Source organism: Vibrio sp. 1751 (assembly GCF_033339895.1).
Lineage (GTDB): Bacteria > Pseudomonadota > Gammaproteobacteria > Enterobacterales > Vibrionaceae > Vibrio > Vibrio alginolyticus.
Map to the genome: position 1 here is coordinate 19436 of NZ_JAWOVM010000028.1, position 21118 is coordinate 40553.

The following is a 21118-nucleotide window of genomic DNA, read 5'->3' on the forward strand; positions in this document are numbered from 1 at the left end:
AAAAGTTAAAAAAATGCAGCGGACAGAAACTCTGCCAGCTGCATTAAGAATTATTCACCATCCAATCCGCGGATTGGCTTGATCGTCCCCCATCCTTTACAGGACGGACAATGCCAATAAAGGGAATGGGCAGAAAATCCACACTTCCGGCATCGGTAATGTGGTTTCACTTTTAACTGTTCACCCACCATCGCTTGTAGTGTTGATAGGCTGTCTTTCGCTCGACCATCTTCTGCTTCTGCAATGTGGTAGTCAATTAAACGGTAGAAGCCCTTCATGGTTGGGTTTTTCAGCAATTGTTTCGTCAGTAACTCTTGAGCAGCCCCAACGTTCTCGTGATGAGCAACTAATTGAGCCAACATCAACTCGGCTGATACGCCAGCTTTCTTATCAATACAAGCTCGCAGAAACTCGACAAGTTCATCTTCCTGACCCAGATGATGATAGCATTCTGCAATAGTTGGCAAGACATCACTGATAAAGTCTTTATCTTGCTCAAGTACCCCTGTCAGATATTTGATGGTGTGCTTATAGTCTTCAGACTCTAGATAAATTCGTCCCAAAGCAATACTTGCTCGAACACACTTCGGGTCTTCCGCTAACGCTTTTTTAAAATGCTGTATTGCCTTATTAGTATTCCCATCAGCTTGGTCGAGCATGGCTATTTCACACCAAAAATGGGCAATATTTGCACGCATCCTTGAGCGTTTATTACCTAACTTAGCCAATTGGTTCGCGTAATAAATCGCCTTTTCCCATTCTCGTGTTTGCTGATAAATGGTCACTAATTGTTGAAGAGCCGCCTCTTTGTAATCTGGCTCTTCGACTAACTGTTCGAAGATTTTCTCTGCACGATCAAGAAAACCTGAGACCATGTAGTCTTTCGCTAACTGTTGAAGGGCGAGGTTCTTTTGGTCCAGTGTTAAGCCTGAACGAGAAATAAGATTTTGGTGAATTCTGATTGCGCGGTCGACTTCACCACGAGACCGGAACAGGTTACCCAACGCAAGGTGAGTATCGATGGTCTCGTTATCAACTTGGAGCAATTCAATAAAGTGATCGACAGCCTTATCTGATTGGTCAGAGAGCAACAGATTAAGACCCGTCATATACTGACGAGAGATTTGATGAGATTGCTTCTGCTTGTCTTGCTGAGCGCTGCGATGCCCCATATACCAGCCATACGCAGCAGCTATAGGCAACAACAAGAAGAGTAGTTCAAGCATTAAAGTTAAGCCTTATCCTTATGCCTGTTTTTCAATGGCTGGCTTATCAGCAGCGTTGTTTGATTCAGTTGGTTCGTACTTTTTCAGTTTTTTCTTTAAACGACGGACCTGTAGCTGAGTTTTCAGTTGGATGCTACCAAAGGTAACCCACGCTAAAGCAAAGCCAACCACAAATACTACACCTAATAGCGTAGATAAGTGGAACTCTCCTTTTGCTAGAAGATAGTTAAAAGTCACGAGCTCTTGGTTTTGGGAACCTAACGCCAATGCAATTAAAAAGAGAGCTAAAACAGCAACGATTTTTATAATTTTCATGTTACATCACCCTTCTAGGAGTAAGTCGGTAAGATTATGCAGGAAAATGCTTCTTCAGACTACGTATATTAGCAATAATCTATACCCAAGTAACCTCAAGATGCTTAGTTTGTAGACATGCTTAGAAGTTAAAGTTATTTGGGTATAGAAAACAGCTGAATCCACAATTAGATTAGTAAACGATCTTGGATGTATTACTAACTTGGATACATTACAAAAAAGCGGCATACACAAACGTATGCCGCTTTTTTCAAACTAATAAGAGTGCATTAACCAATATTTACACGCTCACGAAGTTCTTTACCAGGTTTGAAATGTGGAACGTATTTACCTTCCAATTCCACTTTATCGCCCGTTTTAGGGTTACGACCTACGCGAGGCTCGCGGTAATGAAGAGAAAAACTACCAAAGCCACGGATCTCGATACGGTCACCGCTCTCTAGTGTAGAGGCCATGTGCTCTAAAATATCTTTTACAGCATCCTCTACCTCTTTCGCTGATAAGTGTGTTTGCTCAGCGCAGAGTCTTTCAATCAGTTCAGACTTAGTCATAGTTGCCCTCTTTGAGTATCTTTATCACTTATTATAGTAAGTAATACTAATTCCAACAAACACTTGCTGACAATTCTAGACAAATTTTATGCAAAATGCGCAATGAAGAAATGCCTTTTATTAAGATAGTTTACTGTCATTAGTATTACTACTTAAATATGACCAAATATAAAAAAGGAGCCTTGCGGCTCCTTTTTTGCTTAAGCGAGTATATTATTCGCCTTTAGCAGCTTTGAAAGCGTCAGCCATTGCGTTACCGAATGCATTGTCATCTTGCTTGTTGATAGATGCCATTGCTTCTTGCTCGTCAGCTTCGTCTTTAGCTTTGATAGATAGGTTGATTACGCGGTTCTTACGGTCTACACCTGTGAACTTCGCTTCAACAACATCACCAGCGCTTAGGATTAGAGAAGCATCTTCTACGCGATCGCGTGATACTTCAGAAGCACGGATGTAACCTTCAACGCCTTCTGCGATTTCAACAGTAGCGCCTTTAGCGTCAACAGCAGTTACAGTAGCGTTAACTAGAACACCTTTCTTGTTGTCAGCAACGTAAGCATTGAATGGGTCATTTTCCATTTGCTTGATGCCTAGAGAAATGCGCTCACGCTCAGCGTCTACTGCTAGAACAACTGCAGAGATCTCGTCGCCTTTCTTGTACTCACGTACAGCTTCTTCACCAGCAACATTCCAAGAAATGTCAGATAGGTGAACTAGACCGTCGATGCCGCCTTCTAGACCGATGAAGATACCGAAGTCAGTGATAGACTTGATCTTACCAGTAACTTTGTCGCCTTTAGCTTGTGCTTCAGCGAATGACTGCCATGGGTTAGCTTTACACTGTTTCAGACCTAGAGAGATACGACGACGTTCTTCGTCGATTTCAAGAACCATAACCTCAACTTCGTCGCCAACATTAACAACTTTAGAAGGGTGGATGTTCTTGTTAGTCCAATCCATTTCTGAAACGTGAACTAGACCTTCAACGCCTTCTTCGATTTCAACGAAGCAGCCGTAGTCAGTTAGGTTAGTTACGCGACCAGTTAGTTTGTGACCTTCTGGGTAACGCTTAGCGATTGCTACCCATGGATCTTCGCCTAGTTGCTTAAGACCTAGTGATACGCGAGTACGCTCACGGTCGAACTTAAGAACTTTAACTTGGATCTCGTCACCAACGTTAACGATTTCAGATGGGTGCTTAACGCGCTTCCAAGCCATATCAGTGATATGTAGAAGACCGTCAACGCCACCTAGGTCAACGAACGCACCGTAGTCAGTAAGGTTCTTAACGATACCTTTAACTTCAGAACCTTCTTGTAGAGTTTCTAGAAGCTCGTCACGCTCAACGCTGTTCTCTGATTCGATAACTGCACGACGTGAAACAACTACGTTGTTACGTTTTTGGTCAAGTTTGATAACTTTGAACTCTAGCTCTTTGTTTTCTAGGTGAGCAGTGTCGCGGATTGGACGTACGTCTACTAGAGAGCCAGGAAGGAAAGCACGGATACCGTTTAGTTCAACAGTGAAACCGCCTTTAACTTTACCGTTGATGATACCAACAACAGTTTCAGCTTCTTCGTAAGCTTTCTCAAGTACGATCCAAGCTTCGTGACGCTTAGCTTTCTCACGAGAAAGTTGAGTTTCACCGAAACCATCTTCAACAGCGTCTAGAGCTACGTCTACTTCAGCGCCAACTTCAACTTCAAGTTCGCCAGCAGCGTTCTTGAACTGTTCAGCAGGGATAGCAGATTCAGACTTAAGACCAGCGTCAACAAGAACGAAACCGTTCTCGATAGCTACTACAGTACCTTTAACGATGCTGCCTTGTTGGAATTCTGTTTCGTTTAGAAACTCTTCAAAGAGTTGAGCAAAAGATTCAGTCATTTAATTAATCTTCAATAAATTAAACTTCCACGGGTATCCTACCGCATGGGGTTATTAAATTCGCCAGTCATCATCCTTGCGACCAACGCTCTTAGCCTAGTCGAGTATTATTACTCAGCTAGCTTCGATTCGATATATTGTAGTGCCTTTTCTACTACTTCGTCGATAGTCATCGACGTAGAATCTAGCACAAGCGCATCCTCAGCAGGGCGTAATGGCGCCACTGGGCGGTTACGATCTCGGTCGTCACGCTCTTGGATCTCGCTTAAAAGGTCAGCAAATCTAACATCTAACCCTTTCTCTTGCAACTGTTTAAGGCGTCGATTTGCACGCTCTTCAGCACTCGCATCAAGGAAGATTTTTGCTTGCGCACTCGGGAATACAATTGTGCCCATATCACGACCATCAGCAACCAGACCCGGTGCGGTCTCAAATGCACGCTGACGACGTAGTAATGCCTCACGAACACGTGGCAAAGCCGCAACTTTAGATGCTGCCATACCCGTTTCTTCTTTACGAAGCTCCCCTGACACGTCTTCGCCTTCTAGAATGACCTTAACTAAGTCACCTTCCGCGATAAATTGAACGTCTAGGTGGGTTGCTAGTGGGACAAGAGCATCTTCTGACTCGGTGTCGACACCGTGGTGAATCGCAGCGAGTGCAAGTACACGATAAATTGCGCCAGAATCTAAGAGTTGGAAACCCAACTTTTTCGCCAGCAACATACATAAAGTGCCTTTACCTGCACCACTAGGTCCATCTACGGTTACAACCGGAGTTTGAGAGGACATGTTCTTCTCCACCAATAGTTTCTTTTCAGCAATTTGCTCGGTTTTCGAGGCGCACATTATACGGGTAATCAGTCTTTGGAGCGAGGAAAAATGTCGTGTAAAGCATTACACCTAATGCGTAATTGGATTCATCAATAAACATAAAGTTCAACAAAAACGGCGAGAGCTTCTGCCCTCGCCGTTTTAAATGTCATGAACTTAAGCTCGATTAAACAATCGGTTTTTGACCACGCTCAGCTAACTTTAAAATCACACTATCAGCGACTTTACCCGCCACACCTGCTAGCTTGTCTGCCAGCTTTTTCTTCTGCACATAATGCACAGAAAGTACGGTTTTATCTTTGCATGCCGCAACAACGATATCATCAGATGTACTAATGTCATCCACCAAACCAAGCTCTTTCGCTTGTGTACCGAACCAGTGCTCACCAGTGGCTACTTTGTCTAGGTCCAAACTAGGACGACGCTCACGGATGAAGTCTTTAAACAAGACATGTGTTTCTTCAAGTTCTTGCTTAAACTTATCGCGCGCTTTATCGGTATTCTCACCGAACATCGTTAGCGTGCGTTTATATTCACCCGCTGTTAGTTGTTCGTACTCAATGTCATGTTTCTTCAACAGTTTGTTGAAGTTAGGAATTTGTGCGATAACGCCAATAGACCCCACAATTGCAAATGGTGCAGAAACAATCTTATCTGCTACACATGCCATCATGTAACCGCCACTTGCCGCAACTTTGTCAACAGAGATGGTCAGAGGAAGACCCGCAGCTTTGATTCGGTCCAGTTGAGAAGAGGCAAGGCCGTAACCATGAACCATACCACCGCCAGACTCTAAGCGAAGTAACACTTCATCACCTTCACGTGCGACAGCCAAAATAGCGGTGATTTCTTCACGTAGAGACGCGACTTCTTTTGCGTCTATGCTACCGTTGAAATCAAGAACAAATAGGTGTGGTTCACGCTTGCTATCTAATGAACCGTCTTTGCTCGCTTGTTTGATTTCTTTCTCGCGAGATTTGTTCTTCTCTTTTTCTTCTTTCTTGACGGCTTTATCTCGAGCCTTGATGAAAGCATCGTCATGCAAATGATGCTCTAACTGCTCAACAGATTGTTTGTGTTGCTCTGAAAGGTTGGTAATCTCTAACTCCCCTTTCGCCGCACCCGATTTGCCACCAGCCGATTTTGCAATAATGAGCAGAACAATTATCGCAGCAACCACCGTGATAATTTTGGCCAGAAACAGACCATAATCTAATAAAAATTCCAACGAGAGCTCCTTTATCTCATTTCAGATGACGTTAGTATGTTACGCAGAAACATCAGCGAGAAGGCAGCGCGGTTTGTAACCACTTGTTCTGATTGATAGCATACCTAACGAAAGTTCTGGAATTGGTATAACACATGAATTGGTGTATTGTAACCATCTTGTCACGATTACCAAGATTTTCCATTGAGAAACAGGCGTTTTTTAGCGTCAATTAACTATCATGGACCCTCTTACAATAATAAGGATTTATCGCCGTGAACTACTCCGTTTCAGCTGATGCTCTAAAAGGTAAAGTCATTCTTGTTACTGGCGCTGGTAATGGCATCGGCCGTCAAGCCGCGCTTTCTTATGCCGAGCACGGTGCAACTGTTATTCTCTTGGGTAGAAATGTGCAAAACCTTGAATCTATCTATGATGAGATTGAAGCTGCTGGCTATCCACAAGCAGCTATCATTCCATTGGATCTCAAGGGTGCAACTCAGCAGAATTACATTGATATGGCAGAGACAATCGAAGGACAGTTTGGTCGCTTGGATGGTCTATTACACAACGCAGGTGTCTTGAGTTCGCTGTGTCCATTTGATCAAATCAAAGAGGAAGACTTCGACGATATCATGCAGATCAACGTGAAAGCCGAAGTGCTAATGACTCAAGCACTACTGCCTGTGATGCGTAAATCAGAAGCTGGGCGTATTATCTTTACCTCTTCAACCGTCGGCCACTCTGGCCGCGCATTCTGGGGGCCATACGCTATCTCTAAATTTGCCGTAGAAGGCATGATGCAAGTTTTGGCTGACGAGCTGAGTGATACACCGATCCGCGTTAACGCAATTAACCCTGGTGCCACTCGTACTCGCATGCGTGAAAAAGCATATCCGGGTGAAGATGCGAATACTCTCAAAACGCCACTGGATATCATGCCGCTATATTTGCACTTAATGGATCCTGCGGTTACCGATGTGAACGGTCAGTGCATCGACGCTCAACCGAAGCGTAAATAACTCATTCAGGTTACCTCACATAATCGATTGAAAAGGCAGCAAACGCTGCCTTTTTTCATTTCTCTCTTCATAAAAATCTTGCGACTTTCTCCCACAGAAATATACTGTATATATATACAGGTATTTATTATGCAAGATATTATTCAGAACTTAAAAAGCCAACACCTTGTTTGGCAAGCAAATTTAACGAAAGCAGATCCTCAGCAGTTGCAGACTAGTTCCGGTTTTTCTGAATTAGATGATTTGCTCGGCGGAGGCTTTCCACCTCATGGCGTAGTGGAGATGGAATCTATTGGTAGTATTGGTGAATTGCGTTTGCTCGCTCCCTATTTAAAAGCCACTCAGACCAATGGTGTGACCGCATTTATTCAACCACCTGCGCTAGTGAATTCTCTGTTTTTACACTACATCGGGTTGGATATAAACCAAGTGTGGGTCGTTACTCCAACTCACCCCAAAGACGCTCTTTGGGCTGCAGAGCAATGTCTGAAAAGTGGGGTATGCAGTAATGTTTTGTTATGGCAAGAAGAGCTTGAAATACATCAAGTGAAACGCTTACAGGTAGCAAGTGAACAAGGGAGTTGCCCTCTCTTTATGCTTAAAACAGATACTATCAACCGCTTGTCTTTGCCTGTGTCACTCAGTTTAAAACTGAAAGGCGACGAGCAAGGGATTCATGTTGAAGTGCTGAAAAGGAAAGGAGGCTGGAATAGAGGTAGCGTTAGTATCGGATTCCAACACCATTACCCGCAACTGGTGAAACCATCATCTGAAACTGTGCACTCGACTGTGGTCAACTTCCCACTGGCGAACCAAGGTTAGTGATATGTCTCTGTGGATTTACTTACACTTCCCTCGCCTGCAGCTAGACGCACTCTTTGGTGATAACCAAGAACAACCCGTGGTGATTGTCGAAAGCCAACGTTGCCAGATTATTCAATACAACGAGATTGCCGAACAACAAGGCATTAAGCCTGGTATGGGCTTAGGCAGTGCTGCGTCCTTGTGTCGAGATTTACAAGTGCATCCTTATCATCCACAAACCGAATTAAATAAATTACAAGAGGTAGCCCAGTGGTTGTATTTGATCACATCTGACGTTGTGTTGATGCCAAACCAAGGTATTTTACTGCGTGCTACTCCAATGCTCGCTCTGTATGAAGGGCTTGAAAACTATTGGAATAAAGTCAGAGCTCACTTATCGGAGCTGAAACTGAGTTTTCAATTCGGATGTGGTTTTTCGCCTTTTGCTGCCAAATTGATGGCATTATCAGGAGCGAACGTCATCAGCGAAGACAAATCTGCCATACAAAAAGCCTTATCACCAATACCGTTAACACTGACAGATTTATCAAACGCTACCGTAGAGAAGTTACAACGTGTAGGTGTCACCACATTGCAAAACCTGCTTGAACTGCCATTGCAAGACATCGCACGACGCTTTGATATCGATTTGGTGAACTACGTTGGTCGACTGACTGGGCAGTTTAAACACCCTGTCGACTTTTATCACCCTACCGAATCCTTTCAAGTTTATTTAGAGCTGTTGTTTGAGATCGAAAACGTTCAGTGGATTGAAAAGCCGTTGGCCAAATTACTTCGTCAACTCGAAATCTTTCTTAAATTAAGAGATAAGGTCGCTTTTGAACTGTGTTTAACACTCCACCAGCGTGAGAAACAAGAGCAACACCTTCAACTCACTTCTGCGCAAGGTGATTACCTATGTCAGCGTTGGCAACAGTTAGCGAGTTTGAGCTTAGAGTCACTCTCGCTTAATGGCCCAGTCACAGGGCTAACGTTAAAAGTCATCCGTCAAGGTGAGCCTCTTAGTGCATCACGCGATCTCTTTGCTGGGCAGAAAGGAAACATGAATGCTTTAGAGCTGCTCTCTTTACTGCAAGCTAAATTGGGAAAAAGTGCCGTTTTAAAACCCAATATTGCTTGCGATCCTAGACCAGAAAAGGCCAGTCAGTATCGCCCTGCTGATGCTCCGGATGAAAAGGGGCACGACATACCATCCATACTACGCCCAGCAATGCAATTACCGACTCCCATTGTATTGCAAGAGCAAGTTTCTTTGGTCCACGGACCTGAGCGAATAGTTTCTGGGTGGTGGGATGGTGATGAGATCATGCGTGATTACTACATTGCACACACCAAGCAAGGCCGCTGGTTATGGATATTTCGCGATCAGCACAAGCACTGGTTTCTTCATGGCTATTTTTGTTAAATCGACAGTTATTTTTGTTGGGTCATTATGAGTTACGCGGAACTATTTTGTCAGTCTAACTTCTCTTTTTTGACTGGGGCTTCTCATGCAGAAGAGCTGGTACTCCAAGCTGCTTTCTATCGCTATCAAGCTCTAGCTATAACGGATGAATGTTCAGTCGCGGGCGTTGTCAAAGCCCATGCGACCATCGAACAACATAAACTCGATATCAAACAAATCGTTGGAAGTATGTTTTGGTTAAATGATGAATGCCAAATCGTACTGCTTTGCCCTTGTCGCAAGGCTTATGCCGAGTTGTGTCGTATCATCACAAACGCAAGGAGACGCAGTGAAAAAGGCAACTATCAACTGTTCGAATGGGATTTGATGTCGGTTCGACATTGTTTGGTATTGTGGCTGCCCACACATCAAGAGAGTGATCACCATTGGGGGCGCTGGCTCAATCAACACCACGCTAATCGTTTGTGGGTAGCGATTCAGCGCCATTTGAGTAACAACGATACTGAGTACATTGCGCACTGCGAGCAGTTAGCACATGAATTTCAATTACCTATAACTGCCTGCGGAGGCGTTCTCATGCATGATGTTGAACGCTTGCCATTACAGCATGTACTTACTGCTATAAAGCATGGGTGTAGCGTCGATAAACTCGGTTTTGACCGTATTTCGAATACTGAGCGAGCGCTTCGTCCTTTTAAAAAGTTGATTCGGATTTACAAACCAGAATGGCTGGAAGAAAGTACTTACATCGCCGATTTATGCGAGTTTAAGCTCTCCGATTTAAAATACGAATATCCTACCGAGCTGATCCCAGATGGTTACACACCCGACTCTTACTTACGTATGTTGGTCGAACGTGGTAAAAAGCTGCGTTTTCCTGAAGGCGTGCCAGCAGAAGTCAATCAAACCATCGAGAATGAACTGGCGCTTATTCAAGAGCTGAAATACCACTACTACTTCCTTACTATTCACGACATCGTAATGTTCGCGAAACAGCAAGGCATTCTTTACCAAGGGCGAGGTTCCGCTGCAAACTCTGTGGTGTGTTATTGCCTGGAAATTACCGCCGTCGATCCTCGACAAATCGCTGTCTTATTCGAACGATTTATCAGTAAAGAACGTAAGGAACCGCCGGATATTGATGTGGACTTTGAACACGAGCGCCGTGAAGAAGTTATCCAGTATATTTACAAAAAATATGGCCGTGAGCGTGCAGCACTTGCTGCAACAGTGATCAGCTATCGCTTTAAAAGTGCCGTGCGTGAAGTCGGTAAAGCACTAGGGATTGAAGAGACCCAATTGGATTTTTTCATTAAGAACGTTAATCGCCGAGATCGCAGCCAAGGCTGGCAAGCTCAAATTATTGAACTTGGCTTACAACCAGAATCTCTCAAAGGGCAGCAGTTTATCCAATTGGTCAACGAGATCATTGGCTTCCCACGCCATTTATCTCAGCACGTAGGTGGCTTTGTAATTTCATCTGGCCCTTTATATGAGTTGGTACCTGTTGAAAATGCCTCGATGGAAGATCGCACTATCATTCAATGGGATAAAGACGATTTAGAAAGCTTGAAGCTACTAAAAGTCGATGTGCTCGCACTCGGCATGTTAAACGCCATCAAAAAGTGCTTTCAGCTGGTCGAGAAACATCACCAGCGATCCCTCTCTATTTCCGAAATCACTCGCCGACAAGATGATCCACACGTGTACCGCATGATCCAAAAAGCCGACACGATAGGCGTATTCCAAATAGAATCTCGTGCACAAATGAGCATGCTTCCTCGCCTAAAGCCTGCTTGTTATTACGATTTAGTGATTCAAATTGCAATTGTTCGTCCAGGCCCTATTCAGGGTGATATGGTGCATCCTTTTTTAAAACGACGAGATCACAAAGAGCCAGTCAGTTATCCATCGGAAGAAGTAAAAAGCGTTCTGGAGCGGACTATGGGCGTCCCTATTTTCCAAGAGCAAGTCATCAAGCTAGCCATGGTAGCCGCAGGGTTTAGCGGCGGCGAGGCCGATCAACTCCGTCGAGCGATGGCATCATGGAAAAAGAATGGCGATCTCGCTAAATTCAGACCAAAACTGATCAATGGTATGCAAGAGAGAGGTTATGACTTAGCGTTTGCTGAGCGCATTTTCGATCAGATTTGCGGCTTTGGTGAGTACGGCTTCCCTGAAAGTCATTCAGCGTCTTTCGCAGTGCTGGCATATTGTTCTGCATGGTTAAAATATTATTACCCAGCCGAATTTTACACTGCATTGTTGAACAGCCAACCAATGGGATTTTATAGCCCATCGCAATTAGTACAAGATGCTCGCCGACATGGCGTCGAAGTATTGCCGGTGTGCGTCAATCATTCAAAATATCAACATCATCTCGTCTCACGTCCGAATGGCAGGCTCGGCGTGCAACTTGGTTTTCGCTTGGTGAAAGGCTTTAACGCAGAAAGCGCACAAAGACTTATTGAGCGCAAACCACTTAATGGTTACCGATCGATTCAAGAAGTAAAGCAGATATTAAGAAGCCGAAGTGACATTGAATTATTGGCTTCAGCCAATGCATTTCAAGCCTTATCGGGAAATCGTTATAACGCTCGCTGGGCAGCAATGGATTCCTTATCTGACCTACCATTGTTTCACAAGGTCGAAGAACCCAATGTTAGCTACCAGACTCAACCCTCTGAATATGAAAATTTAATTGAGGATTACGCAAGCACGGGACTATCTCTTAGCCGCCATCCAATTAAATTATTAGAAGAAACGGGCAAACTCCCTCACTTTACCCGCATGAGGCAACTGACAGAGAAACCGCATAAGTCACTGGTCACAGTGGTAGGTGTGGTAACAGGAAGACAATCTCCAGGCACCGCCGCTGGCGTGACATTTTTTACGTTAGAAGATGACACGGGCAACATTAATGTGGTCGTTTGGCAAGCTACAGCACGAGCCCAAAAGCAAGCGTATTTAGGCGCTAAAGTATTAATGGTGAAAGGCATTCTTGAAAGAGAGGGAGAAGTCACGCACGTCATTGCTGGTAAGTTGATTGATTGCACGCACTACTTGAACAATCTACAAAGTAAATCTCGGGATTTCCATTAGTACAGAGGAATTAAGGAGAGAGATGTTAAAAATCAGAGAGAGGTGCGCTCCCTCTGATTTCACTAGATCTAATCATGCACTTTTAGAAAGCATCTGGCGTAATCGGTCTTGAGCAACTTCAACCAGCAGATCCGGTTGGAATTTAGATATAAAGCGATCACAGCCTACTTTTTGTACCATGGCTTCATTAAAACTACCGCTCAGAGAAGTGTTCAATGTGATAAACAACTTAGACATACGTGGATCTTGGCGCACTTCATGGGTCAGTTTATAACCGTCCATTTCAGGCATTTCAGCATCCGTAATCATCATCAACAGCTCTTTTTCTACATCTTTACCTTCATCACACCAACGTTTTAAAACCGTTAACGCTTCTAGCCCGTCACGACACTCGATGATATTCATACCTAATTGAGAAAGCGTATCGCGAACTTGATTACGAGCTGTAGAGGAATCATCCACAATCAGAACATTACGCCCGACCATTGCTTGGGCCAATTCTTGATCGAGAATATCCTCCGAGATAGTCACGTCGTAATGTACGATCTCTGCTAAAACTTTTTCAACGTCAATAATTTCGACAATTTGAGAGGCATCCCCCTCTTTAATTTGCGTGATAGCCGTGAGGTAATTCGAGCGACCAGACGTGGAAGGAGGCGGCTGAATTTCAGTCCATGCCGTATTAATAATGTTTTTAACCGGACCGACTAAGAAGCCCTGCACCGTGCGGTTGTACTCTGTCACGATCAAATTTTCTTCTTCCGCTTCACCACGTAAAGCAGGAAAACCAATTGCGCCTCGTAAATCAATCACTGGTACCGCTTCACCTCGTAGAGAAGCAACCCCACGAATATTGTAGTGCGATCCAGGGAGCTTGGTTAACGGTGGAAGCTTGATGACCTCTTTCACTTTGAACACATTAATCGCAAATAATTGGCGACTATTTAAAGTGAACAGCAGAAGCTCTAGTCGATTTTCACCAACCAAGTTTGTACGCTGGTCAACCGTATTTAACACTCCGGACATACTACTACCTAAATTATGGATAATTCTTATTTTACTCGAAATCAGTACAGACACAGCAAGGTTATATAACCAAATAACCTTAAAATATTTGGCTTTTCGAGCACAGCTTTAAAGTACAACAGTTTTAGCGTATTACTTCTCTTTGCATCAGACGCAAAGTCACGCAGCACATTGAAAGCCATTTTGTTTATTTACTTGAGCTTTTTAGGAAATTACATGAATGGCGCAGATATAGCAATGCAACATAACTCAAATTCCCATTCTAGTAATAGGCGATCAAAAAGGGTGAGCCGTTAAGTCTCACCCTAAATCACCTACAAATGCAGTCTCAACAGCCAGGCACATCATCATGTTAAAAAGTACTTAACCTTCCACAACCTTCATCAATAGTTGACCATCGTACAACGCTTGCTTAATCAACGCGGCACCAGGCATTGTGGCTTGCTTATAGAAACGAGACTCCACCAGCTCAAGATCTTGGTGATAAACAGGTAAACTCTGCTCTTCGATACAGCGACGAACCGCAGGATAAAGCACATCTTTTGCTTGGTTAATCACACCACCGATCAAGATTTTCTCAGGGTTAAATAAGTTGATCACAATAGCAATTGCAGAGCCTAAGTAGCGTCCAAGTTTTTCAATCACATCGACGGCCAAAGGATCACCGTTTGCAGCGGCTTCACAAATGCTCTCAATACTCATTTCCTCTTGTTTAGCAAGAATAGAGTCTTCGCCATCAGCGATTCGTCTTACGACTTCTTCACGAATTGCCTGAGAACTGGCAACGGTTTCCAAACAGCCAATATTGCCGCAATGACAACGTTTTCCATTTGGGTCAATTTGAATATGCCCGAGTTCACCAATGTTACCGTGACGGCCTTGCAAAACGCGCCCATCCAGAATGATGCCCGCACCTAAACCGTGGTGGATAGAGATAAGAACGGAGTTGTCATTATCTTGAGAATGACCAAAAAGCTTTTCTGCTAATGCCCAAGCTCGCGTGTCATTGGCAATGAAAACTGGCAAGCCTGTTGCTTTGTATATCTCTGGTCCAAGAGCAAGATTTTCGACATTGTAATGAGGCATCTGCAAAACGACACCTTGCTCTGAGTTCACGAGGCCAGGCAGCGTAAGGGCAATACTGGTAACACGATCAAGTTGATCCGCATAAGTCTGAAAGAATTCATCAATTTCGTAAAGCAGGCGCTCAAGCACATCGTCTTGATCAAGCTCGTGTATCTCGATTTTAGTATCGATCAGTACATCACCGCCTAACTCATGCAAAGCAATGGTTAAATAACCCCGCCCCAAACGCATTGACAAAAATTGCCAGCCTTCATTATTGACCTGCAAACCGACAGCAGGTCGACCACGACTCGTCGCTTCTTGTACTGTCGTTTCATGAATCAAGTGCGCTTCAATTAATTCCCGAGTGATTTTGGTGATACTAGCAGGAGCAAGCTCACTCTGCTTGGACAAATCAATTCGAGAAATAGGACCTTTTAGGTCAATTAGTTTATATACACGACCAGCATTGACCTGTTTGATATGATCAATATGGCCCGGTTGAGCCATGTACATCTTGCACTCCGAAATTCTATAACGGGACAATTTTTTTACTTTGCGAACTAATTGTGAAGTGAATTAATAAATCCCCGTGACAAGCATCACGTATAAACCTGTTTGTTTGTGTATTCAATCAAATAACGAAGAATCTACTCCTGTTAAATTGTTTGAAAAATAACTTATTTTTATTCACTAAATTATGAAGTAGTGCCTTTAAAGCAGCGCATTTTTATCAATAAGGCCATTGCCTGTCGAATATCTGTCTGTTTTACCGGGGTTACTCTTAATGTAAACATTCTGTGCATATACTTATATTCAAGTAGCTTTAAGGTGTGGGCTCAGCAACGAGGCTAACCTTGAGAGCGATTGCGTAAAGTAAGGATAGAGTTCAAGTTACCTGTACACACACATTCATCGGAGAATCTATGACTTCCAAACTAAGACGAACAAAAATTGTCACTACGCTGGGTCCTTCAACGGATAAGGACAATATACTTGAGGAGATCATCAAAGCCGGTGCAAACGTTGTCCGTATGAATTTTTCACATGGAACCAGTGAAGACCACATTCAACGAGCGAACAAAGTCCGTACCATTGCAGCAAAACTTGGGCGTCAGGTTGCTATTCTTGGTGACTTACAAGGCCCTAAAATCCGTGTATCGACGTTTAAAGACGGCCAAGTCATTTTGAATGTGGGCGATAAATTCACATTAGATAGTGATTTACCAAAAGGGGAAGGCAATCAAGAATCTGTAGGGTTAGATTATAAAGAACTACCGCAAGATGTTTCACCAAATGACATTTTATTACTCGATGATGGACGCGTTCAGCTGCAAGTTACCAAAGTAGAGGGTAATAAAGTTCATACCCGTGTGATTGTCGGTGGTCCACTGTCCAACAATAAAGGGATCAACAAAAAAGGCGGCGGATTGTCAGCCGATGCGCTCACAGAGAAAGATAAAGCCGACATTCTTACCGCCGCAGCAATTCAAGTAGACTACCTTGCTATTTCATTCCCGCGTAACGGCGAAGACATGCATTACGCTCGACGCTTAGCCAGAGATGCAGGCCTTGAAGCCATGTTAGTGGCTAAAGTCGAACGAGCAGAAACCGTCGCGACCAATGAGTCTATTGACGACATTATTCTCGCATCCGATGTAGTGATGGTTGCACGTGGTGACCTTGGTGTAGAAATCGGTGACCCTGAGCTCATAGGTGTCCAGAAAAAACTGATTCGCCGCGCACGCAGTTTAAACCGTATCGTGATTACTGCGACACAAATGATGGAGTCCATGATTACTAGCCCAATGCCAACGCGTGCTGAAGTGATGGATGTGGCCAATGCGGTTCTAGACGGCACTGACGCGGTGATGCTGTCTGGAGAGACTGCTGCAGGTAAATATCCTGTAGAAACGGTCAAATCCATGGCCGAAGTATGTGTGGGGGCAGAAAAAATGTCGGAGGCAAGTCTATCTACTTATCGCTTAGATAGAACCTTCGAAACCGCTGAAGAAACCATCGCAATGGCAACCATGTACTCTGCGAATCACATGGAAGGAATTAAAGCGATGATCTCGTTAACTGAGTCCGGCAGGACTGCGTTGATGATGTCTCGCTTAAGCTCTGGCTTGCCAATATTTGCCTTATCACGGAATGAATCGACACTAAATCGAGCAGCATTATACCGAGGCGTGACACCTGTATATTTCGAGTCAAAAAGTGATGCGGGTTTACCAACGGCTCAAGCAGCGATTACTAGCCTTAAAGAGCAAGGGTACTTGCACAAAGGTGATTTAGTCATTATTACTCAAGGCGATGTAATGGATGTTGTTGGCTCAACCAACTGCATGCGCATTCTACAAGCGTAGTCGTTATACCTAACCGGAGTTAACCACAAGAACCCGCAAATAAGGCTCCGAAAATGGAGCCTTATTTATATGCTTTGTATATTGCGCACATCGTGAACGTAAGAAGGTTTATGCTCTCTCTCTACCATCAATTTCAACATCCAGCTGGTCATAGAGTTGAACTAGGTTAAACCCAGCTTGAAGCCCAAGTTGATAGTCATGCTCTAGTGACTCTTGGTCACTTAACAAAGAAGAAGAACGAAGCCCCTCTTTAGGCGCAACTTGTAAAATAAAAGTGTCGTCAGGTGGAGCAGATATAAAGGCCTGAGTGAGCTCAAATGTTTGATAATGAATCATCAGCATGTCGGCTAAACCTGAATCAAAATTCTCACCAATCAGATGACTTAAACGATACAAGTTATCAGCACCGAACAACCAACGACCTCCATTTAACAGCATTTTCCCTGCAAGCTTCGATTGATGTGCTGCATTAATTTTTTGTTGGAAGAACGACGCCCAATCCAGCTTCCACTGATTCACTTTTTGCTGCCATGATTGCTGTACTGAGTTGATAGACTCTCGATACCATTCGACAGGCACATCCCCCACTTCACTTTGGGCTCTCGCTTCAATCTCTGAAAACGGCTCTGTGCGAATGACAATAATGTTGCGAGCATTCTGACGCCACGCTTCTTGAACAGGGATAGAGGCAGACACGCCGCCATCAACAAACTTATTGCCATTTACGTCGACAGGTCCGTGGTACAACTTGGGAATCGCACATGTCGCTAGCATAGTGTTAAACCACGAGTCATCCAAGATTGGTAGATATTGATCTGATAGCGTCTCTATATTCGTTACCGCAGCAAACGCTCCTCGTTTTCCCAATGCACTACGACCTAAATCAAGGTCAAGCTTGTATGGGAAATCTTGAATCCGTTCTAATGCCCACTCTAAACCTAAGTACTGCTGCTTTCGGATATAGCGAAACAGATTAAAAAATTCAGGAGACGTTGTCAGCTCGGTAATAAAAGCTTTGCCCATGCCATGTTGACGACACAAGTAAGAACATAAGTTAAGTGCTCCGGCAGAGGTGCCATAGAATTCATCGAAAGGATCGAAGTTGGAAAGTAAAAAGGCGTCTAAAACGCCAGCGGTAAAAATCCCTCTCTGCCCTCCACCTTGCGTGACTAAAGCAGTTTTACCATGCCTAAAGTGCTCATAAACTTTTACATCAAGCTCTGCATGGCTTTCTGTGATTATACCGCTGTTACGTATCATAGGCTCACGCCATTTTGTTAAAACGTTTGGTAAAAGTGGTTATCTTAAGCTGTTGTAATAGCAATGATGCCAAATGACAAAAGCACTGCAAAAACAGTCACCACAATGATTAATGCGGATTTTAGATCGTGTTCCATAAACACCTCCTTAATATGTAACAAATTAATAACACCGGTGTGAAATATGTTCAAGATTTGCTTAATTTAGTCGCGCAATTTTGACTAACCCATCACAATTAGCTTAGTCATAATAAGGAGATAGGGCATGAACCAAAAACTCAGCTGGCTAGTAGGAATCATGATGATGAGTACTGCTATCAATGCACAAGCGAATATCATCGTTACACCATACATAGGCTATACAGGAGGCGGCCAAGTAGAGGATGAAAGTGGTAATACATACGATCTCGACCCCGCAGTGAATTACGCTCTTTCAGTCGAGACTCCCTTAGAAAAAGGAAGGATCGGATTGTTTTACTCCAATCAATCGACGGAACTTGAAAAGCTGTCCAACTCGGCAGATATCCATTATCTGCACTTCCAAAGCAGCATGTACTATCCTGTCGCAGCAAATTGGCAAACCTATATCGGTGTAGGCTTGGGGGCTTCTTACGCCGATGTGGATTGGGTAGACAAAAAATACGGATTTTCGGCTAGCGCTTTTGCAGGGCTGGAATATGAATTTTCAAAGAACTTTGCGTTAACAGCCCAACTGAGATGGTTAGGAACGGTCGTTGATAACGATACATCTGGCGCCTGTACTCTACCTAATGACGGCTCAAACTGTATCATTAAGTTCGATACTGATTGGATGAACCAATTCCAATCAAATGTTGGTTTTAGTTTCCGCTTCTAATTTTTATGCATGTTCCTCTGTAGGGCTCGTCACAAAGAACGCTGAACGAGTCCTGCATAGAGCCGATAAAGAATATCGTCTAAACACCATTGTTTGGCAAAGTAACGAAGCATCATCTAGATAGGTGCACAAAAGATAGCCGTACGCCCTAATTAATCAAAATAGTCTTAAACACCAAAGCAATTATTAGATCCCAGTCATTTATTCCAGACAAACAACCACCCAACCACACAAAACCACAATCAAACTCAAATTTAACAAGATTAAAACCAGACAACGCATCTGAATTAACATTTAGATTCTATTGCGCTAAGTATTATTAGAAGTTAGTCTGATCAGTGAAAACAGATAAATATTTCAGTTTTATCAAACACACATCAAAATTTTAAGATTAATAATCTACTTTCTCTTACAGTAGCCAGAATATAGCTCTATAAAATTATAATAAGTTAGAATTAAGGATAGAAAAGCTGATGGATAACAGCGGTCCTTTCTTCCAACTGTTTGCGCAATTATTACTGTGTTACGTAGAGAGCTTCATTCCTCAGGGAGTCTTATAGGAGTCAAATATGAAGCGAGAACAATGGGGATCCCGGGCGGGATTCATCTTAGCAGCAGTTGGGTCTGCTATCGGTTTGGGAAACATTTGGCGTTTCCCATACATGGCCTATGAAAACGGTGGCGGCGCATTTTTTATTCCTTACATTTTTGCCATGATCACTGCCGGTATTCCATTTATGATCCTTGAGTTCAGTATGGGACAAAAATACCGAGGCTCGGCACCAAAAACACTAGCGAAAATTCATTCTAAATTTGAATGGCTTGGCTGGTTCCAAGTTGGTGTGGCTGCAGTTATTGCCGTTTACTATGTGGCTGTTATCGGTTGGTCGATTTCTTACTTTGGGTTGTCGTTCACTCAAGGTTGGGGAACCGATACCAACGCATTTTTCTTTAGTGAATACCTAAAGCTAGGTGACAACTCACCAACAGACTTAGGCAGTATTCAATGGAAGATTGCTTTATCCATGGTGATTGCTTGGGCAATTACTTACACCGCTATTGCCAAAGGCGTGAAATCAGGAATTGAACGAGCATCTAAAATTATGATGCCAATCCTATTCTTGATGGTGATTTTCTTAATCGGACGTATGATTTTCTTGCCAGGAGCTCTAGATGGCGTGAACTACATGTTCGAACCCGATTTCAGCAAAATTTGGGATGTGAAAGTATGGGCAGCGGCATATGGTCAGATCTTCTTTACGCTAAGTATCGGCTTCGCCATCATGCTAGCTTACTCTAGCTACCTACCAGAAAAGTCAGACATAACGAATAACGCGTTTATGACCGTGTTGATCAACTGTGGCTTCTCGATCCTAGCCGGCATCATGATCTTCTCAGTATTGGGTTACATGGCTCAAGAGCAAGGTAAGCCGTTAACAGAGGTGGTATCTGCAGGCGTTGGCTTGGCTTTTGTTACTTTACCTGCGGCAATTAACCTACTACCTGCCCCATATATTCTTGGTCCACTGTTCTTCTTTGCACTGGTGGTTGCTGGTCTAAGTTCGCATATTTCAATTATGGAAGCCGTAACTTCAGCCATTATCGACAAGCTGAAGTGGAGCCGTAAAAAAGCTGCAAATGTTGTGATTGGTATTGGCTTCGTTGTCTCTATGGCGTTTGCTACCAATGGCGGTCTGCTGCTACTCGATCTAGTAGACCACTTTGCAAACAACGTTGGCATCATGGTTGGTGGTCTGGTTGAGATTGTCTTGATGGCGTGGCTATTGAAGCGCGTGCCAGAAGTACGTAATTACGTTAACGAGCGCTCTGATTTCTCTGTTGGTCAATGGTTCGAGATCTGCTTACGCTTCGTTACACCAATCATGCTCGCCATTATCTTAGCGACCAAGCTATACGCCCTAATTACTGAAGGCTACGGTGGCTATGATCTAACTTTAGGCTGGGCACTTATCGCCGCACTCTTTATCTTTGGTCTAGTGATCAACGCAGTGAACCGCAAGGAGACAGCAAAATGACAATCAGCGCAATTATTATGATGGTTATTGGTTTAGGTATCACTTGGGGCGGCGCTGCCGTTTGCATCAAGCGAGCCATGGATAAACAATAGAACGTTAAGTTCCACATAAAAAACGCCGGTAGTTACCGGCGTTTT

18 protein-coding genes are annotated in these 21118 nt (G+C 43.6%); 8 read left to right on the forward strand and 10 right to left on the reverse strand.

Going from position 1 to position 21118, the window contains the following annotated elements; translation table 11 throughout:
- Window positions 1–50 precede the first annotated feature (50 nt).
- The 6 genes from lapB to sohB form a co-directional block, all read right to left on the reverse strand.
- Window positions 51–1226 carry a lipopolysaccharide assembly protein LapB gene (gene lapB / locus R7041_RS11305; protein WP_064368637.1) on the reverse strand — a complete coding sequence of 392 codons (1176 nt, stop codon included), beginning with the start codon at window positions 1224–1226 and terminating at the stop codon, window positions 51–53.
- 18 nt (window positions 1227–1244) lie between these two features.
- Complete coding sequence (locus R7041_RS11310; RefSeq protein ID WP_053304243.1) at window positions 1245–1541, reverse strand: LapA family protein; 297 nt, start codon at window positions 1539–1541, stop codon at window positions 1245–1247.
- Between the two features lie 269 nt (window positions 1542–1810).
- Window positions 1811–2092: an integration host factor subunit beta gene (gene ihfB / locus R7041_RS11315; protein WP_005385816.1), complete on the reverse strand. Its 282-nt coding sequence runs from the start codon at window positions 2090–2092 to the stop codon at window positions 1811–1813.
- 213 nt (window positions 2093–2305) lie between these two features.
- Window positions 2306–3976, reverse strand: a complete 1671-nt coding sequence (gene rpsA, locus R7041_RS11320; protein WP_005385817.1) for a 30S ribosomal protein S1 — start codon at window positions 3974–3976, stop codon at window positions 2306–2308.
- A 110-nt stretch (window positions 3977–4086) separates the two neighbouring features.
- Window positions 4087–4767, reverse strand: coding sequence for a (d)CMP kinase (gene cmk / locus R7041_RS11325; RefSeq protein WP_021033981.1), 681 nt, complete (start codon window positions 4765–4767; stop codon window positions 4087–4089).
- A 208-nt stretch (window positions 4768–4975) separates the two neighbouring features.
- Window positions 4976–6037 (reverse strand): protease SohB, encoded by a 1062-nt coding sequence (sohB, locus tag R7041_RS11330; RefSeq protein ID WP_005385819.1) that lies wholly within the window; start codon window positions 6035–6037, stop codon window positions 4976–4978.
- A 254-nt stretch (window positions 6038–6291) separates the two neighbouring features.
- Here sohB and R7041_RS11335 point away from each other — a divergent pair, with 254 nt between their 5' ends.
- The 4 genes from R7041_RS11335 (at window position 6292) to R7041_RS11350 (ending at window position 12370) form a co-directional block, all read left to right on the forward strand.
- A complete protein-coding gene (locus R7041_RS11335) occupies window positions 6292–7038 on the forward strand; it encodes a YciK family oxidoreductase (protein ID WP_005372980.1) in 747 nt (248 codons plus the stop codon).
- Window positions 7039–7167: 129 nt separating this feature from the next.
- Window positions 7168–7860 carry a translesion DNA synthesis-associated protein ImuA gene (imuA, locus tag R7041_RS11340; protein ID WP_017821660.1) on the forward strand — a complete coding sequence of 231 codons (693 nt, stop codon included), beginning with the start codon at window positions 7168–7170 and terminating at the stop codon, window positions 7858–7860.
- 4 nt (window positions 7861–7864) lie between these two features.
- Window positions 7865–9268 (forward strand): Y-family DNA polymerase, encoded by a 1404-nt coding sequence (locus tag R7041_RS11345; protein ID WP_017821661.1) that lies wholly within the window; start codon window positions 7865–7867, stop codon window positions 9266–9268.
- 27 nt (window positions 9269–9295) lie between these two features.
- Window positions 9296–12370 carry an error-prone DNA polymerase gene (locus R7041_RS11350; RefSeq protein WP_206949250.1) on the forward strand — a complete coding sequence of 1025 codons (3075 nt, stop codon included), beginning with the start codon at window positions 9296–9298 and terminating at the stop codon, window positions 12368–12370.
- A 72-nt stretch (window positions 12371–12442) separates the two neighbouring features.
- Here R7041_RS11350 and R7041_RS11355 read toward each other — a convergent pair whose 3' ends face one another.
- Together R7041_RS11355 and R7041_RS11360 are read right to left on the reverse strand one after the other, a co-directional pair.
- Window positions 12443–13396, reverse strand: coding sequence for a chemotaxis protein CheV (locus tag R7041_RS11355; RefSeq protein ID WP_005372976.1), 954 nt, complete (start codon window positions 13394–13396; stop codon window positions 12443–12445).
- 363 nt (window positions 13397–13759) lie between these two features.
- The gene (locus R7041_RS11360) at window positions 13760–14977 is read right to left on the reverse strand and encodes an ROK family protein (protein ID WP_005385828.1); all 1218 of its coding nucleotides are present in this window, start codon (window positions 14975–14977) and stop codon (window positions 13760–13762) included.
- A 410-nt stretch (window positions 14978–15387) separates the two neighbouring features.
- On the opposite strand from R7041_RS11360, the gene pyk reads away from it, so the two are divergent.
- Window positions 15388–16830: a pyruvate kinase gene (gene pyk / locus R7041_RS11365; protein ID WP_206949251.1), complete on the forward strand. Its 1443-nt coding sequence runs from the start codon at window positions 15388–15390 to the stop codon at window positions 16828–16830.
- Between the two features lie 108 nt (window positions 16831–16938).
- Here the strand turns inward: pyk and R7041_RS11370 are convergent, their stop codons facing one another.
- On the reverse strand, window positions 16939–18090 hold the full coding sequence (locus R7041_RS11370) for a patatin family protein (protein WP_176311090.1): 1152 nt from the start codon (window positions 18088–18090) through the stop codon (window positions 16939–16941).
- Between the two features lie 44 nt (window positions 18091–18134).
- Window positions 18135–18227 carry a YnhF family membrane protein gene (locus R7041_RS11375; RefSeq protein WP_005372970.1) on the reverse strand — a complete coding sequence of 31 codons (93 nt, stop codon included), beginning with the start codon at window positions 18225–18227 and terminating at the stop codon, window positions 18135–18137.
- Window positions 18228–18354: 127 nt separating this feature from the next.
- Between R7041_RS11375 and R7041_RS11380 the strand changes: the two genes are divergently transcribed.
- The 3 genes from R7041_RS11380 to R7041_RS11390 all read left to right on the forward strand — a co-directional run bounded on the left by R7041_RS11380 (window position 18355) and on the right by R7041_RS11390 (window position 21073).
- Complete coding sequence (locus tag R7041_RS11380) at window positions 18355–18945, forward strand: outer membrane protein (protein ID WP_054574791.1); 591 nt, start codon at window positions 18355–18357, stop codon at window positions 18943–18945.
- A 569-nt stretch (window positions 18946–19514) separates the two neighbouring features.
- The gene (locus tag R7041_RS11385) at window positions 19515–20981 is read left to right on the forward strand and encodes a sodium-dependent transporter (protein ID WP_005372966.1); all 1467 of its coding nucleotides are present in this window, start codon (window positions 19515–19517) and stop codon (window positions 20979–20981) included.
- Window positions 20978–21073, forward strand: coding sequence for a MetS family NSS transporter small subunit (locus R7041_RS11390; protein WP_005372963.1), 96 nt, complete (start codon window positions 20978–20980; stop codon window positions 21071–21073). The genes R7041_RS11385 and R7041_RS11390 overlap by 4 nt, the downstream gene beginning before the upstream one ends.
- Window positions 21074–21118 lie beyond the last annotated feature (45 nt).